Origin of the sequence: Terribacillus saccharophilus (assembly GCF_046592595.1) — a bacterium.
GTDB classification, from domain to species: domain Bacteria; phylum Bacillota; class Bacilli; order Bacillales; family Amphibacillaceae; genus Terribacillus; species Terribacillus saccharophilus_C.
Genome location: NZ_JAWVPF010000003.1, coordinates 338,441 through 354,742, shown reverse-complemented (window position 1 = coordinate 354,742; position 16,302 = coordinate 338,441). Strand labels below are relative to the sequence as shown.

The window sequence follows — 16,302 nt, the reverse complement described above, 5'->3', positions numbered from 1 at the left end:
TTAATTTGACATCTTAATGACGACCTTGCCATAGGCGTGGTGCTGATCAAGATACGTGAAGGCTTCTTTAAACTCTTGGAATGGGAATACTCGATCTACCAGGGGACGAATTTTACCTGCTTCTATCAAGCTTGTCAGCTCTGCCAAGTCCTCCGTATTATGTTTCTTTAAAAAGTTGCCTAGTTTTTTTCTGCTACCCAGCGCGGAGAGGGAGCCAAGCAGCATTGCTTCAAACATTTGGGTAACAGATCCGCCGACCATCACATACACACCATTTTTGTTCAGCAGTTTTTTATAGACCGACAGTGGCTGGTAGCCGTTGATAGCCAAAATTGCATCAAAGGAGCCGTAATACTTGGTTAAATTGACTGTTTCATAATCCAATATATGATCAGCACCCAATATCTTCATATTCTCCATGTGCTTCTTACTGCAAACAGCAGTAACGGTTGCCCCGAAAGCTTTGGCGATTTGGACAGCGAAAGTGCCGACACCTCCTGATGAACCATAAATCATGATGCGTTGTCCGGGCTGTAAATGGACTGCATCCCGGAGCGCTTGTAATGCAGTTAAAGAAGCTAAAGGAACGGCTGCGGCTTGAAGGTGGGAAAGGTTGGCCGGCTTCATGGCAAGTGCCTTTTCTGGAACAGCAACATATTCGGCCAAAGATCCAAACCCATAGTTGGATAAATCAGCATATACTTCATCGCCTGGTTTGAAGCGTGTTACTTGTTTCCCTGCGGCCTTTACGACACCTGACATATCGCTTCCGGGAATTTTATGCTTTGGTTTAAGTACCCCATAAGCAAACCGTGCGAGAAAGGGTTTGCCCTTGAGCAGAACTAGATTGGCTTGGTTAAGTGAGGCGGCGTGTACTTGTATAAGCAGCTCATCGTCTTTCGGCACTGTATCAGGAACTTCCTCCGCTTGGAGTACAGAAGGGGAACCGTAATTCCGTGTCGTTATTGCCTTCATCATCAGCACCCTCCTATCTGACTGGTATCGCGCTATTATATTCCGGTATTATTGCTTGTATGCTATAAACCCTGGTCAGAAAAGGCAGGAATATGCTCTGGATTTATAAGGCATTCTAAGAAAACACAGACGTCGTTTTTTAATTACAAAAGTTATATTATATTTAGTTTAGTTAAAAAATAACACAGTTAATTTTGGTTAAATTAGAATAGTCGTATCTACTTAGGGGGTGCATTACTATGGAAATGAAATCGCATACAAGCGATCCACAATCCAACAACCAAAAGCCATCAGGCTTTAACAAAATTATGGAATGGAAAGTCGGTGTTATGCCGCTTCCGGTGTATATCGTATTAGCAATCATCGTTCTTATTGCTGCTTACACTAACCAATTGCCAACTGACATGATCGGCGGCTTTGCAGTCATCATGGTACTAGGTGTGCTGCTAGGGGATATCGGTCAGCGCATACCTTACTTCAACAGCATCGGAGGACCAGCAATTTTATCTTTGTTCGTTCCGTCCATGCTCGTGTTCTTTGACTCATTGAGTTCATCCACTTTGGAAGCTGTCGATCAGCTGATGACATCAGATGGATCCAACTTCCTTTACTTCTACATTGCGTGTTTGGTTGTAGGTAGTATTCTTGGTATGAACCGGACAGTCCTTATCCAAGGCTTCATCCGTATGTTCATCCCATTGGTGACAGGTACGATTGCTGCGGTGACAGTAGGTACTTTAGTAGGTATGCTATTCGGTTACAGTGCACATCATACTTTCTTCTACATCGTTGTTCCGATTATCGCTGGTGGTATCGGAGAAGGTATACTTCCACTGTCTGCAGGTTATGCAGGTGTTCTTGGGGGAGATGCTTCGACTTATATTTCTCAATTGGTTCCAGCTGCCATTATCGGTAACGTATGTGCCATCATCATCGCAGGTCTAATGAAAAAACTTGGTGAAAAACGTCCTGAGCTTGCTGGACATGATAAACTAGTTCGCTCCAACAAGGGCGATAAAGTACTGGAAGCCGCAAAAGAAAACACAAATAAAGCAATTGATTTCAGTTTGATGGGAGCAGGTCTCCTTGTTGCAATGAGTTTGTTCGTTCTTGGACGAGTTGTCGAGCATTGGATCCATGTTGTGGCTGGTTTCACACTATCCGGCGCAATCATCATGATCATTGCCGCAACAATCATCAAGTCTGGTAACTTGCTGCCTGCTAAACTTCAAACAGGAGCACAGCAGTTGTACAAATTCGTGTCCACTGCTTTCACATGGCCTTTGATGGTCGGTCTGGGTATTGTCTTCATTCCGCTTGAGGATGTAGCAAGTGTCTTCACAATCGGATTCGCAGTAACTTGTGCGTCTGTTGTTATCGCAATGGCTGCAACTGGTTACTTTGTAGGTAAATTGATGAATATGTATCCTGTTGAAGCTTGTATCGTTACGGCTTGCCACAGTGGTCTTGGCGGTACTGGTGACGTTGCGATCCTTTCTGCTTCCGGTCGTATGGCATTGATGCCATTCGCGCAGATCTCCACTCGTCTTGGTGGTGCTGCTACAGTTATCGGTGCAACAGCATTGATGCATTTCTTCGGATAAAGAGCAAAGCTCAGCCTAGGCTGGGCTTTTTGCTTGCAGCAGAGCCTGTTCTCGCTTCTGTCGGCTGCTTTTGATACAATAAGGCAGATGCAGAGAAATGGAGGAAAAGATACGTGGAACAACAGAATGTCGAAAAAGTTTACCAAGCACTTGACCAAATGGCCGAAGCATTGGAAACACGTGAAAACATACCTTATCTTGATGCACTTAGTGCAGCAATGGAATATATATTGGATCGCGAATCAGAAATAACTGAACAGCCATTATTGAAACAGCAGCTGGATAAGCATGCAGCTGTGTTCGATGAACAGAGCTACCAAAAGGAAGAAATCCGTAAAGGTATCCAGCTGTCCATCCTCAAAGGCATGAAAGGTGCTACCCAGCAGCAGCATATGCTCACACCTGATACCGTTGCGATGCTTATTGGATACTTAACGAATAAACTTGTTGGGAAAAATGAAGAATTCCGCATTTTCGACCCAGCAGTTGGTACTGGTAATCTGCTTACGGCAGTTTTGAACCAAGTTGAGCAAACCGCACATGCATACGGCAGTGATGTGGATCCGACTTTGATCCAGCTTGCGGTGATGAATGCCAATATGCAGGAAAGGCAAATTGAGTTTTTCCATCAAGACAGCCTGCGCCCGTTTCTTCTGGAACCGGTCGATCTTGTCGTGAGTGATTTGCCAGTCGGATATTATCCTGATGATATTCAAGCTGCACAATTCGAACTTAAGGCAGAAGAGGGTCATTCTTATTCCCACCATCTGTTTATTGAGCAAAGTTTACATTATACAAAAGAAGGCGGTTATCTGCTATTCGTCGTGCCGAACTTCCTTTTTGAAAGCGACCAAGCCCGCACGCTACATACGTACCTGCAGCAGCATGCGCATATCGTCGGATTACTTCAATTCCCAGATAGCATGTTCAAAAATGAATCACAGGCGAAAAGTGTTTTGATTTTGCAGAAAAAGGGGACGCTAACTACAGCACCGAAGCAGGCATTGCTCGTACAGCTGCCTTCCTTTAAGAATCCAAATGCAATGGCAAATGTTCTGAAACAGATCAATGATTGGTTCGATAATGAGCTATCCGGTTTAAAAAACTAAAAAAATTAATGAAAACTAAAACAAGTCCTCGACATATCTTGCAATGAGCTTGTCGAGACAGGTAAAATAGGAAAGTACGTAAAAGTTTACAAGGGGCTGAACATGTTGAGTAATATTTTAGCAATCAACGCTGGTAGTTCTTCACTAAAATTCCAGCTAATCCACATGCCTGAGGAAGACGTAAAGGCAGTGGGTCTCGTAGAACGTATCGGACTGAATGATTCCATCTTCACTATCAAATTCAATGGTGAAAAAGATGAAACAACTAAAGATATTGAAAATCATGAAGAAGCAGTAAAAATGTTGCTTGAAAAGCTGACTTCAACAGGTGTCATTTCTTCATTGGATGAAATTGACGGCGTTGGTCACCGTGTTGTACATGGCGGAGAAAAATTCAGTGACTCTGTTCTGATCACAGATCAAGTGATGGAAGAGATTGCAGAAGTATCCGAGCTGGCACCATTACACAACCCAGCAAACTTAACAGGAATCCGTGCATTCAAGGAAATCCTGCCAAATATCCCGGCAGTAGCTGTTTTCGATACAGCTTTCCATCAGACAATGCCGCCTGAGTCTTATCTATACAGTCTTCCATATGATTATTATGAAAAATACGGAATCCGTAAATATGGCTTCCACGGAACAAGCCATAAGTACGTATCCCAGCGAGCAGCTGAATTGATGGACCGTCCAGTCGAACAGCTTCGCTTGATCTCCTGCCACTTAGGTAACGGAGCAAGTATTGCTGCTATCGAAGGCGGAAAATCAGTTGACACATCCATGGGCTTCACACCACTTGCTGGTGTTACAATGGGTACGCGTTCTGGTAACATCGACCCTGCACTTATTCCATTCATCATGCGTAAAACAGGCAAAACTGCTGATGAAGTATTGCATGTATTGAACAAAGAAAGCGGAATGCTTGCGCTATCTGGTTTCTCCAGTGATTTGCGTGACATCGAAAGCAAATCTGAAGCAGGCGATGAGCGTGCTGAGCTTGCGCTTGATGTATTTGCAGAAAGAATTCACAAATACCTTGGTTCTTACGCTGCACGTATGAGCGGAGTGGATGCGATCATCTTCACTGCTGGTGTTGGTGAAAATAGCACAACTGTTCGTGAACGTGTCCTTAAAGGTTTGGAATTCATGGGTGTTTATTATGATCCATCTTTGAATAATGTTCGCGGGAAAGAACAATTCCTAACTTATCCGCACTCTCCGGTGAAGGTAATTGTTATCCCTACAAATGAGGAAGTTATGATTGCAAGAGACACAGTTCGTCTTTCTGAAACTGTAACAAAATAATTTAGCACAAAAAGCTGGTCCCAAACCTGAAGGGGCTGGCTTTTTTTGCATTTCCATGGGAAGAAACAATGGTATACTGGGGACGAAAGCAAGTCTTGTTACATACGAAATGGAGGCATGCAGAATGAGAATTGGGGTACCGAAGGAAATAAAGAATAATGAAAACCGTGTTGCTATGGCACCATCTGGCGTGACGCTTTTGCATGAAGCAGGGCATGATGTGTTCATTGAGACTGGAGCTGGTCTTGGATCAGGCTTTACAGATGAACAATATGAACAGGCTGGTGCAGTTATTGTGCCGACTGCAGCAGATGCCTGGAGTAAAGAAATGGTAATGAAAGTCAAAGAGCCGCTTCCGGAAGAATACAATTATTTCTACGAAGGACTTATTCTTTTCACATATCTGCACCTCGCGGCGGAAAATTCCCTGACAAATGCCTTGATTGAGAAGAAGGTCGTCGGAATCGCTTATGAAACAGTTCAGTTGGACGATCGTTCCTTGCCGCTTCTTACTCCGATGAGTGAAGTTGCCGGTCGTATGGCATCCCAAATCGGTGCGCAATTTCTGGAAAAGCCTTATGGTGGAAGCGGTATTTTAATGTCTGGCATACCAGGTGTGAAGCGAGGAAAAGTCACCATTATCGGCGGTGGCGTCGTTGGTACGAATGCAGCGAAAATTGCGGTAGGTCTTGGAGCTGATGTAACGATAGTTGATTTGAGTCCGCAGCGTCTGAGAGAACTTGACGATTTATTTGGCAGCTCGATTAATACGGTTGTCTCCAACCCGCTGAATATTGCGGAGGCGGTAAAAGAATCCGATTTGGTTATTGGAGCTGTCCTTATTCCAGGTGCAAAAGCACCTAAGCTGGTAACAGAAGAGATGATCAGCAGCATGAAGCCCGGATCTGTCGTTGTCGATGTTGCAATTGATCAGGGAGGTATATTTGCAACTTCCGATAAAATTACCACGCATGATAATCCGACATATACGAAGCATGATGTACTGCATTACGCAGTTGCAAATATGCCGGGTGCCGTACCGCGCACTTCAACAATCGGACTCACAAATGTGACGGTTCCTTATGCACTGCAGCTTGCGAATAAAGGATACCAGCAAGCTTGTCTGGATAATCGATCGCTGGCAAAAGGAATTAACACATTGGATGGCTATGTGACATATCAAGCCGTTGCGGAGGCCCATGATTTGACGTTTGAAGCAGCTGATAAACTGCTGCAGCGATAAAGAAAAACGAGCATCTGCTTTTGGGCAGATGCTCGTTTTCTGTTAACCGATGATTTGCAGATCACGTGGATAAGCAGTAAGAACATCAGGACCATTCTTTGTAAGGAAAATATCATCCTCGATGCGTACTCCGCCGACGCCGGGCAAATAAATACCAGGCTCGATTGTGTAGCACATACCTTCCTGCATTGCTTGTGTGTTGTTGCTGGATAATGACGGGAACTCATGTATGCCGATTCCTAAACCGTGGCCGACTCGATGCGTGAAATACTCACCATAGCCAGCCTGTTCGATATGGCCGCGAGCAGCTCTATCGATTTCTGCGATTGCCGTTCCTGCTTTCGATGCTGCTGTCGCTTTTTCGAGCGCGATTCGTACTGTATCATGGATATGCTGCTGATCAGCTGTCACATGCTTATAAGCGACAGTCCGCGTAATATCTGAGCAGTAGCCTTCAAAGATGACACCTAAATCAAATAGAACCAGATCTCCAGGTGCAATCTGTTTGCCGTCAGGGGTTCCGTGTGGTGAAGCAGTCTTTGCACCGGACAAAACGGTCGTAGCAAATGACATGCTCCTCACGCCTTCTTGCTTCAGTGCATATTCAAGCTCCGCTACGATCTGCAACTCACTTTTCCCTGCTGCAATAGCCTCAATGCCCTTCTTGACGCCAAGATCAGCAAGTACTGCTGCTTGTTTCAACAAAGTATATTCTTTTTTATCTTTGATGTTCCGCAGATCCTGCAGCAGTTCCGTCGCATTCGGGAACGCTGTATCTGGCAGAATATGCTTCAGCAATTCCAACCGCAATACGGACATATGGTCCTTTTCAATCCCCATGGAAGCTGGAATGCGGCCTCGTTCCTTCAAATGATTCTTGAAAAGCTGCCAAACATCCTCATGGTCATGGTATGTAAGCATTTCTTCTTTCCAGCCGGCTTGAAGTGCATCTTCTTTTTCCATTGCCGGCAAGATAAGCAATGGTGCATCCTTTTGATCAGCAAATACTGCTACTAGCCGTTCATGCGGATCCGTATAATAGTTACTCACATAATACACGTTTTCCATGGAGGTGATGAACACGCTGTCAGCCTGGGCACCTTTTAGTTGGTGTAATAATGTATCGATTCTATGTTGCATGGTAAAACCTCCTTTTCCCCAAGTATAACAAAAAACGTATTGCGTTTCTTCCGTATACAACTGTGGTAAACTAGATGCGAAAAAATGAAAAGGGGTTATAAACGTGAAAATCTCATTCCACGGACAAGCTGTTGTACAGATTGTGACAGAAAAACATACAATATTGATTGACCCGTTCATCACTGGAAACGGTACATGTGATTTAAATGCAGATGATGTTCAGCCAGATGTGATCCTGCTGACACATGGCCATAATGACCATGTTGGAGATACTATTTCGATCGCGAAACGTACTGGTGCACTTGTAGTAGCACCAAATGAATTGGCTGTCTACTTGGAAGGCAAAGGTTTGAAAACACATCCAATGGGTATCGGAGGTGCTCATGAATTCGAATTTGGACGTGTAAAACTGACGCAGGCGTTTCACAGCAGCTCCATAACGGATGAAGATGGAACGCACTATATGGGGATGCCGGCGGGAATTCTGTTCACTGCAGAAGGCAAGACAATCTACCATGCAGGCGACACAGGTTTATTCTCTGATTTGAAACTTATCGGAGATATGAACTCTATCGACGTTGCTTTGCTTCCAATCGGTGATAATTTTACGATGGGCCCTGAAGATGCATTGATTGCTGCTGAGTGGGTGAAAGCAAAACGTGTCATTCCGATTCATTACAACACTTTCCCATTAGTCGAACAAGACGGTGCAGCATTTGCAGAAAAAGTGAAACCTGGTGAAGGTGTCCACTTGGAACCTGGCCAATCTATTACAATCTAAAGAAAACAGCATCCTGTCACAGGATGCTGTTTTTGACTGTTATAGTAATTTGAATGAAATTAGAATACGATTTTTCAGGATAAACAGCAATTTTTCTTCAGAAATTGAAACCTTCAACTAAAAACTGTACAATAACAATAGATAAATAAAGACTAGTACAGATGAGGGCATGGTGAAGGAATGTCGACTAAACACGATCAAATCATTAAATATATTGAGAATCTTCCGGTTGGCGGGAAGATTTCTGTGCGTGCAATCGCCAAGGAATTGAATGTAAGTGAAGGAACGGCATACCGTGCTATCAAAGAGGCAGAAAATAAAGGGCTGGTCAGTACGATCGAACGTGTTGGTACTGTAAGGATTGAAACAAAGATCAAGGATAATTTCGATCGTTTATCTTTCGCGGAGATTATCGGTATCGTGGATGGGCAAGTGCTTGGGGGCCGTGACGGCTTGCATAAAACGCTCAATAAATTTGTGATTGGGGCGATGGAACTTGATGCTATGATGCGCTATACGCAAAAGGATGCGCTGCTCATCGTTGGTAACCGAATTGAAGCGCATGAACTGGCAATCAAGGAAGGGGCAGCTGTGCTTATCACTGGCGGATTCGACACAGATGACCGGATCAAGCGGCTGGCAGATGAAAAGGAGCTTCCTGTCATCTCCACGAGCTACGATACATTTACAGTAGCGGAACTGATCAACCGGGCAATTTATGACCAAATGATCAAGAAAGAGATAATCGTTGTCGAGGATATTTACACACCATTACAGCATACATATCATTTAGAGGAATCGGATACGCTCGAAAGATGGTATACATTCAATGCGGAAACAACACATACACGTTATCCGGTAACGAATGCTGCACAGAAGGTGACTGGAATGGTCACCTCGAAGGATATCATCAATAAAGACAGACAGCTGTCAGTTGTGAAAGCCATGACAAAGAATCCGCTTACTGTTCAGAAGCATACGACGCTTGCATATGCTGCGCATATGATGGTTTGGGAAGGTATAGAAATTATTCCGGTTGTCGATCAGCAGCATAAACTGCAGGGATTGATTTCCAGACAGGATGTCCTTAAAGCGCTTCAGCAAATCCAGCTGCAGCCGCAAATTGGTGAAACAATTGAAGATCTGGTTACAAGGGAGATCGATTTACTGGAAGATGAAGCGCCGGACATCGTATTTGAAGGAAAAGTGACTCCGCAAATGACGAATCAGCTTGGCAGTCTTTCTACCGGGGTTCTGACAACGTTCGTTACGGAAGCAAGCCGTCGTTTCGTCCGGAAAATGAAGAAGGGGGATATGGTAGTTGATAACATATCCGTCTATTTCCTGCGCCCCATCCAGTTGGACAGTACGATCCTGATCAAGCCGCGTATTTTGGAGGTTGGACGTAAACTGGCGAAAATGGACGTGGAAGTGTATAGTAACAAGAAAACGTTAGTCGCAAAAGCGCTGCTTATGGCACAATTGCTGGATCGCTGAGGCAGATACATAGAGGGGGATATGATGCACGATAAAATCCTGGAAAGAATCAGAGAATATGAAACAATCATCATACAACGCCATGTTCGTCCGGATCCGGATGCGTACGGCTCACAAGTCGGATTGAGTGAAATTATAAAAGCGTCATTTCCAGATAAGCAGGTTTGGGTGGTAGGTGATGCGGATCCATCGCTGACATTCCTGGCCGAGATGGATACGATAGCTGACAGCGTATTCGAGCAAGCGCTAGTCATTATTTGTGATGCTGCCAATCAGCCTCGTATTTCTGATCAGCGATATAAGCTGGCCAAAGAAATAATTAAAATCGATCATCATCCGGAAGTGGATCAATATGGTGACATACAATGGGTAGTTCCGACAGCCAGTTCGACAAGTGAAATGATTTATGAACTATATGCAGCGCATCCAGAGCTTCAGCTGACGACTCGGGGTGCCATGTTGTTGTATGCTGGAATTGTCGGTGATACGGGACGTTTTCTTTTCCCGTCAACAAGTGAGAAAACATTCCACTATGCAGGCGAATTGATTAAGTATCCATTTGACCGGACTGTTCTGTATGAAAAACTATATGCATCAAGACTCGATGTGGCCAGACTCCAGGGGTACATCTTACAGCAGCTCGAACTGCACGAAACTGGTGTCTGCGCAATCCGTATTACGAAGGATATCCTTGCATCCTATCGAGTGACGTCTTTGGAGACAAGTCAGCTTGTGGGCACAATTGCCAGCATCGAAGGAGTCAAAGCATGGCTCTTTTTCGTTGAAGAGGAAGAACAGATTCGCGTGCGAATCCGGTCGAAAGGACCTGTAATCAATGGTTTAGCCGGGAAATACAATGGTGGCGGCCATGCCTTTGCATCTGGAGCCACGGTAGACAGCTGGGATGAAGCTGCCAGACTCGAACGTGAATTACAAGATATCTGCCGTCAGTTTGAATCGAATTAAGTGTCTGTCTCAACTGTCACTGTCAAGTAGAGGATCTCGGAAATGATCAGCTGCTTGACAGCGACTTTATACCGAAACCCATCCAGCTCATAGACTTTATTCTCAATCGCACCAAGCAGCAAAGGGGTGCTCTGCACTGCTCCATTCACACTGCGGCCAATCATGTGGCGTGCTTCCTCCTTTATCGCTTCCTTCAGTTCGTGCTCAATCAGTTTGTCCAGCTCCAGGCTGTCATCTGTTTCAATAGCAACCGTGATTTCATCAATAAGAAGACCTTCCTGCTGCAGTTCATTCATTTCTTCATTATTGTCCTTCAAAACTTCTATATCCCGTTCCAAATCGTGTATCGTACCTTCCATTTCTACTTTTTCCTTTACCCAATCCTCAAACAGCGTTCCATACATGAACAGATAGACAAAATAAGAAATAATACCGCCAAGGAAAAATCCAACTAAGAAGCGCTGCCATCCTGTCTGCTTATAAATCGGCGGTATATGCATCAGGAAACATCCTCCTGTATGAACCATCCGATGATCAAGAGGGCCGTTTTTACTCCTCCCATCGCTGCGATGATGATAAGAATTTGTTTGATTACATCAAAAGTCGCTCCTTGATAGATGCCTTTTTCAAAATTGGTAATAGCATCGAATGTACCGCCGATTGCCGCAATGATGGCCCAAATCCGAATGCCGCTGGAAATGCGCTTGATGGCGGTAAGTGGCGGTTCGCCTGTAGCAAAAGCTCCAATACTCCCGATGAAACAGCCCCCGATCATAACGCCGAGTGCAATGAAATAACAATGCATCATTGAAATGATAACTCGTTCTTCCATGCTGAAACTCCTTTTCATAGTCTTTTTCTACCCTATGGCAGCAACGGACAAGTTATGTTAGTCATTTCAATGTCTGCAAGATTTCGTATATAATGGAGAGAGTGTAAAAAAGGACGGTAATGGTGTATGGAGTTCTCGCATCTGCAAATCAGAAGCAGCTATAGCTTCTATCAGAGTACAATTAAAATTCCTCAATTAGTGAAAAAAGCCAAAGAAGCAGGATTTGAAGCCTTGGCGCTGACAGATGACGTGGTAATGTACGGTGTTGTACCGTTTTATCATGCTTGTTTGGAGGCGGGCATAAAACCGATTATCGGCATCCATGTCCCGGTCGAGGCGGAAGGGCAAATGACGAAAGTTCTATTGCTGGCGGAAAATGATACTGGATATCAGCAGCTGGCAGAACTAAGTACATACCTACAAACGAATGATACAACTTATTTACCGATTTCATCATTGGATGAATATACGAATGGAGTCATTGCAATCATTCCGACGCACACATTGATACAGCTTCAAATCGACCCTTGGAGGGCAATATTTGGTGAGCGGCTGTATGCTGGTCTGACTCCGGAAGAAGTGCGTTACTTGGATGATCAGACCTTGACCAATTGGAAGCAGCAGTATGGTCTCCGATTTGCGGCCACAGGAGATGTGCGATACGTGCAGGAAGAGGATATGGATGCATATCATTGTCTGCTTGCAATTGAAGAAGGAGCAACATGGGAGCCGATTGTGCATGATGCGCAGCCGGCGCATCATTTGCGTACAGTAGCAGAAATGGAGCGTCTATCGGATAGTGTATTGTGGCAGGAGGCATTGGCTGAGGCTGGTTCCATTGCTGAACGCTGTACGATTCAGCTGCAGCTTGGCGGCCGTCATTTACCTTCATATCCAGTTCCTCAGGAAGGACAAGCTGATGCATATTTGAGTCAGATATGCAGCAAACGGCTTCAGGAGCTATACGGGGATAGCAAGGAAGCTAAGGAACGATTGACATATGAGCTGAATGTCATCAAGGAAATGGGCTTTAGTGATTATTTCCTCATCGTTTGGGATTTTGTCCGTTATGCCAAGGAAAACGGCATCCGTGTAGGTCCTGGCCGCGGATCGGCCGCTGGCTCACTGGTTGCCTATGTGCTGGGCATTACAGCGGTGGATCCGTTGTCGTACGGTCTTTTGTTTGAGCGTTTCCTTAATCCGGAACGGATCTCGATGCCTGATATTGATATTGACTTCTCGGATTATCGCCGGGATGAGGTCATCCGCTATGTAAAAAATAAATACGGTGCAGACCACGTAGCGCAAATCATTACGTTTGGTACCTTTGCGGCCCGTTCCCTTTTGCGGGAGCTGATCAAGACGATGGAAATACCACAGGCGGACGCTGCCTATTTGCTTAAGATGATTCCCAATAACGCAGCATCTTTGTCTGCAGGCTTAAAGGCTTCAGAAGAACTGACTGCCTATGTGAAAGAATCAGAGCAGCTGAAGCGCTTATTCCGAATCGGCGTCAAGCTGGAGGGGCTGCCGCGTCATGCATCGACGCATGCAGCTGGTATTGTCATCAGTGCCGATCCACTTGTGAAAACTGTTCCGCTCGCTTCAGGACACGATGAGGTAGCGTTGACCCAATTTGCCATGAAAGAGCTGGAACAGCTTGGTCTGTTGAAAATGGATTTCCTTGGGTTGCGCAATCTGACCTTGATGGACCATATTTTGAACAGCTTGCCAAAGAAACCTGATATAGAAACTATTCCGCTGGATGACGAAGCAACCTTCCGTTTATTCCGGGAAGGACGCACGAATGGTGTGTTCCAATTTGAATCAAGCGGTATGAAGCAAGTACTGCGGCAGCTGAAGCCATCATCCTTTGAAGATATTGTTGCCGTCAATGCCTTGTACCGACCAGGTCCGATGAGTTATATTCCTGTCTTTGTCCGTCGTAAACACGGAGAGGAAGCGGTCAGCTACCCGCATGCGAAGCTTGCGCCAATTTTGGAGAAGACTTATGGTGTACTCGTCTACCAGGAACAAATCATGCAAATAGCAGCATCCATGGCAGGATACAAGCTAGGGGAAGCAGATCTGCTGCGCCGGGCTGTCAGTAAGAAAGATGCCGGGGTACTTGAAAAAGAAGAAAGCCGCTTTCTTTCCGGCTGTATAGAAAAGGGCTACAGCACCGATACTGCCAAGGAAGTATTTTCCTGGATCGTGAAATTCGCCAACTACGGATTCAACCGCAGCCATGCAGTCGCATACAGCTATCTTGCGTATCAGCTGGCATACTTAAAAGCGCATTTTCCTGCAAACTTTTTTGCTGAATTGATGAGCGGTGCAGCGAATCAGCCAGATAAGATTCGGCAATATATCCGTGAAGCAGCTGACAGCGGAATCAGGGTATCAGCTCCCAGCATCAATAAAAGTTTCGGCAAGTATACAGTAGAAAACAGAAATATACGTATGGGACTGCTGACCATCAAAGGTATTGGTGCCCAAGTGGTCCGGGCAATTATCGATGCACGGAAAGATGGACCATTCAAGCATCTCTTCGATTTTTGCATCCGGGTGTCCATCAGTAAATCTGCATTGGAGCAGCTCATCTTAGCCGGCACATTCGATAGCTTGCATGATAACCGAGCTGCAGTGTTGGCTACAATAGATAAGGCGATAGAGCAGGCAGAATTGTTCAGGGAATTATACGATCAGCCGTCGCTGTTGGGAGAAGTCGAATTCGAAGCCACTTATGAAAAGCAGGAGCCATTTTCATCGATGGCCATTTTGAAGTACGAAAAAGAAGTGCTTGGATTGTATATTTCCAGTCATCCGCTCGCAAGCTATCGGGGTGATCTCCGCAGCAGCGGTTATATCGCAGTGCAGCAGCTTGAGGCATTGCCAGCTAAGGAGCAGGTACGGCTAGCTGCTGTTGTGCTCCAGCAGCGAACGATCCGGACGAAAAAGGGACAGCCCATGGCATTCTTGACACTCGGAGACGAGACAGGAGAAGTTGAAGCTGTCGTATTTCCGGATTTGCATCGTCAAATTGGCCGTTTTCTGGAAGAGGAAACACTGCTCGATCTTGTTGGTAAGATCGAGGAAAGGAATGGGGAAAGGCAGCTTATTCTGCAAGAGGCGCAACTTTTCCAGGAAGACAAGCTTGAACCGAGTAAAGAACGGCTCTTTATTCGTTATGATACGATTGCGGAAGCAGAAGTCCTCGATATTGTCCGGGAATGTGCCGCACAGTATCCTGGAAACGTACCTGTCATCGTTGTACACAAGGAAACACGGAAAAGCTATCAGCTGTCCGGTTCGTATCACCTCGAGCTAAACCAGAAAAGCCTGGGTATGTTAAGGAAACATTTCGGGAAAGAAAACGTTGCCGTGTCGGGGCAATGATGATACGACTTTCTTTACACCATGGTGTGATATGCCTATAATGTATAGTCGTCTGTACCGACCGTCATGCTATAAATTACAAAAAGGATGATAAAATATGTCCAACTTAAGAGAAGATGCACTGAAAATACACCGTGAAAATAAAGGGAAACTGACAATGAAGTCAAAGATCCCTGTCCGTAATGCAACGGATTTGAGTCTTGCTTATTCCCCTGGTGTAGCTGAGCCTTGTAAAGAGATCCACCAAAACAAGGATGACGTCTACGAATACACGATGAAAGGCAACATGGTTGCGGTTGTCAGTGACGGCTCTGCTGTACTTGGCCTTGGAAACATCGGTCCGGAAGCATCTCTGCCGGTAATGGAAGGAAAATCTGTCCTATTCCAAAGCTTCGCAGGTGTGGACAGCTTCCCTATCGTACTCGATACAAACGATGTGGACGAAATCGTTCGCACTGTTAAATTAATGGCACCAACATTCGGCGGTGTGAACTTGGAGGATATTTCCGCTCCTCGCTGCTTCGAAATCGAGGAGCGTTTGAAAGCAGAAACGGATATTCCAGTATTCCACGATGATCAGCATGGTACTGCGATCGTAACGGTTGCTGGTTTGCTGAATGCATTGAAATTGGTTGGCAAAAGTTTCGATAACATCAAAGTTGTCGCAAACGGCGCTGGTGCTGCAGGTATCGCAATCATCGAATTGCTGCACAGCCTTGGCGTAAACAACGTGATCATGTGTGATTCCAAAGGGATGATCTACGAAGGCCGTCCGGAAGGCATGAACAAAATGAAGGACCGCGTAGCGAAAATCACGAACCGCGACCGTCAGGAAGGCAGCCTGTCCGATGCGATCAAGGATGCTGATGTGTTCATCGGTGTATCTTTGGCTAACCTATTGTCTAAAGATGATGTACGCACAATGGCGAAAGATCCAATCATCTTCGCAATGGCGAACCCAGATCCGGAAATCCTTCCAGATGATGCAAAAGAAGCGGGTGCCCGTGTAATCGGTACAGGCCGCTCTGACTTCCCTAACCAGGTGAACAACGTACTTGCTTTCCCTGGTATCTTCCGTGGTGCCCTTGATGTTCGCGCAACTGGCATTAATGAAGAAATGAAGATTGCAGCTGCTAGAGCGATTGCAGATCTAATCGACGAAAGCGACTTGAACGAAGACTACGTTATCCCGGCTCCATTCGATCCACGCGTTGCACCAGCTGTTGCCAAAGCAGTAGCGAAAGCGGCAATGGATACTGGCGTCAACCGCATCACGGTCGATCCGGAAGAAGTGGCTGAGAAAACGCGTCAGCTTACAATCATCGACGAAGACTGACATCCAACCTGCACAGGCAGACGTTTCCATTGTTGGAAAATGTCTGTCTGACGCGGGTTATATGTATTTACATAGTTGAATTTAACGCGCACGTTCATGGAAATGATGGTACAAT

At 45.4% G+C, this 16,302-nt stretch carries 13 protein-coding genes; 9 read left to right on the top strand and 4 right to left on the bottom strand.

Annotated features, from left to right (window positions below; genetic code table 11):
* Nucleotides 1-978, bottom strand: coding sequence for an NAD(P)-dependent alcohol dehydrogenase (locus SFC25_RS06865; protein WP_411214545.1), 978 nt, complete (start codon nucleotides 976-978; stop codon nucleotides 1-3).
* A gap of 236 nt (nucleotides 979-1,214) precedes the next feature.
* Between SFC25_RS06865 and SFC25_RS06860 the strand changes: the two genes are divergently transcribed.
* The 4 genes from SFC25_RS06860 (at nucleotide 1,215) to ald (ending at nucleotide 6,236) form a co-directional block, all read left to right on the top strand.
* On the top strand, nucleotides 1,215-2,579 hold the full coding sequence (locus SFC25_RS06860; protein WP_411214544.1) for a 2-hydroxycarboxylate transporter family protein: 1,365 nt from the start codon (nucleotides 1,215-1,217) through the stop codon (nucleotides 2,577-2,579).
* Between the two features lie 113 nt (nucleotides 2,580-2,692).
* Nucleotides 2,693-3,688 carry a class I SAM-dependent methyltransferase gene (locus SFC25_RS06855; RefSeq protein WP_411214543.1) on the top strand — a complete coding sequence of 332 codons (996 nt, stop codon included), beginning with the start codon at nucleotides 2,693-2,695 and terminating at the stop codon, nucleotides 3,686-3,688.
* A 105-nt stretch (nucleotides 3,689-3,793) separates the two neighbouring features.
* On the top strand, nucleotides 3,794-4,993 hold the full coding sequence (locus tag SFC25_RS06850; RefSeq protein WP_095224614.1) for an acetate kinase: 1,200 nt from the start codon (nucleotides 3,794-3,796) through the stop codon (nucleotides 4,991-4,993).
* A gap of 124 nt (nucleotides 4,994-5,117) precedes the next feature.
* The gene (gene ald / locus SFC25_RS06845; protein ID WP_411214542.1) at nucleotides 5,118-6,236 is read left to right on the top strand and encodes an alanine dehydrogenase; all 1,119 of its coding nucleotides are present in this window, start codon (nucleotides 5,118-5,120) and stop codon (nucleotides 6,234-6,236) included.
* A 42-nt stretch (nucleotides 6,237-6,278) separates the two neighbouring features.
* On the opposite strand, the gene SFC25_RS06840 is transcribed toward ald, so the two are convergent.
* Nucleotides 6,279-7,376, bottom strand: coding sequence for a M24 family metallopeptidase (locus SFC25_RS06840; protein WP_411214541.1), 1,098 nt, complete (start codon nucleotides 7,374-7,376; stop codon nucleotides 6,279-6,281).
* 103 nt (nucleotides 7,377-7,479) lie between these two features.
* Here SFC25_RS06840 and SFC25_RS06835 point away from each other — a divergent pair, with 103 nt between their 5' ends.
* The 3 genes from SFC25_RS06835 to SFC25_RS06825 all read left to right on the top strand — a co-directional run bounded on the left by SFC25_RS06835 (nucleotide 7,480) and on the right by SFC25_RS06825 (nucleotide 10,620).
* Nucleotides 7,480-8,157: a metal-dependent hydrolase gene (locus SFC25_RS06835; RefSeq protein ID WP_411214540.1), complete on the top strand. Its 678-nt coding sequence runs from the start codon at nucleotides 7,480-7,482 to the stop codon at nucleotides 8,155-8,157.
* Between the two features lie 180 nt (nucleotides 8,158-8,337).
* Nucleotides 8,338-9,654, top strand: coding sequence for a DRTGG domain-containing protein (locus SFC25_RS06830; protein WP_411214539.1), 1,317 nt, complete (start codon nucleotides 8,338-8,340; stop codon nucleotides 9,652-9,654).
* A 21-nt stretch (nucleotides 9,655-9,675) separates the two neighbouring features.
* Nucleotides 9,676-10,620 carry a DHH family phosphoesterase gene (locus SFC25_RS06825; protein WP_411214538.1) on the top strand — a complete coding sequence of 315 codons (945 nt, stop codon included), beginning with the start codon at nucleotides 9,676-9,678 and terminating at the stop codon, nucleotides 10,618-10,620.
* On the opposite strand, the gene ytrI is transcribed toward SFC25_RS06825, so the two are convergent.
* Both ytrI and ytrH read right to left on the bottom strand, forming a co-directional pair.
* Nucleotides 10,617-11,120: a sporulation membrane protein YtrI gene (gene ytrI / locus SFC25_RS06820; RefSeq protein ID WP_411214537.1), complete on the bottom strand. Its 504-nt coding sequence runs from the start codon at nucleotides 11,118-11,120 to the stop codon at nucleotides 10,617-10,619. The genes SFC25_RS06825 and ytrI overlap by 4 nt on opposite strands.
* Nucleotides 11,120-11,452, bottom strand: coding sequence for a sporulation membrane protein YtrH (ytrH, locus tag SFC25_RS06815; protein ID WP_038562204.1), 333 nt, complete (start codon nucleotides 11,450-11,452; stop codon nucleotides 11,120-11,122). Before ytrH ends, ytrI begins: the two co-directional genes overlap by 1 nt.
* 126 nt (nucleotides 11,453-11,578) lie before the next feature.
* On the opposite strand from ytrH, the gene dnaE reads away from it, so the two are divergent.
* Together dnaE and ystJ are read left to right on the top strand one after the other, a co-directional pair.
* Nucleotides 11,579-14,851, top strand: a complete 3,273-nt coding sequence (gene dnaE / locus SFC25_RS06810; RefSeq protein ID WP_411214536.1) for a DNA polymerase III subunit alpha — start codon at nucleotides 11,579-11,581, stop codon at nucleotides 14,849-14,851.
* A gap of 97 nt (nucleotides 14,852-14,948) precedes the next feature.
* Nucleotides 14,949-16,187, top strand: a complete 1,239-nt coding sequence (gene ystJ, locus SFC25_RS06805; RefSeq protein ID WP_411214535.1) for an NADP-dependent malic enzyme — start codon at nucleotides 14,949-14,951, stop codon at nucleotides 16,185-16,187.
* Nucleotides 16,188-16,302 lie beyond the last annotated feature (115 nt).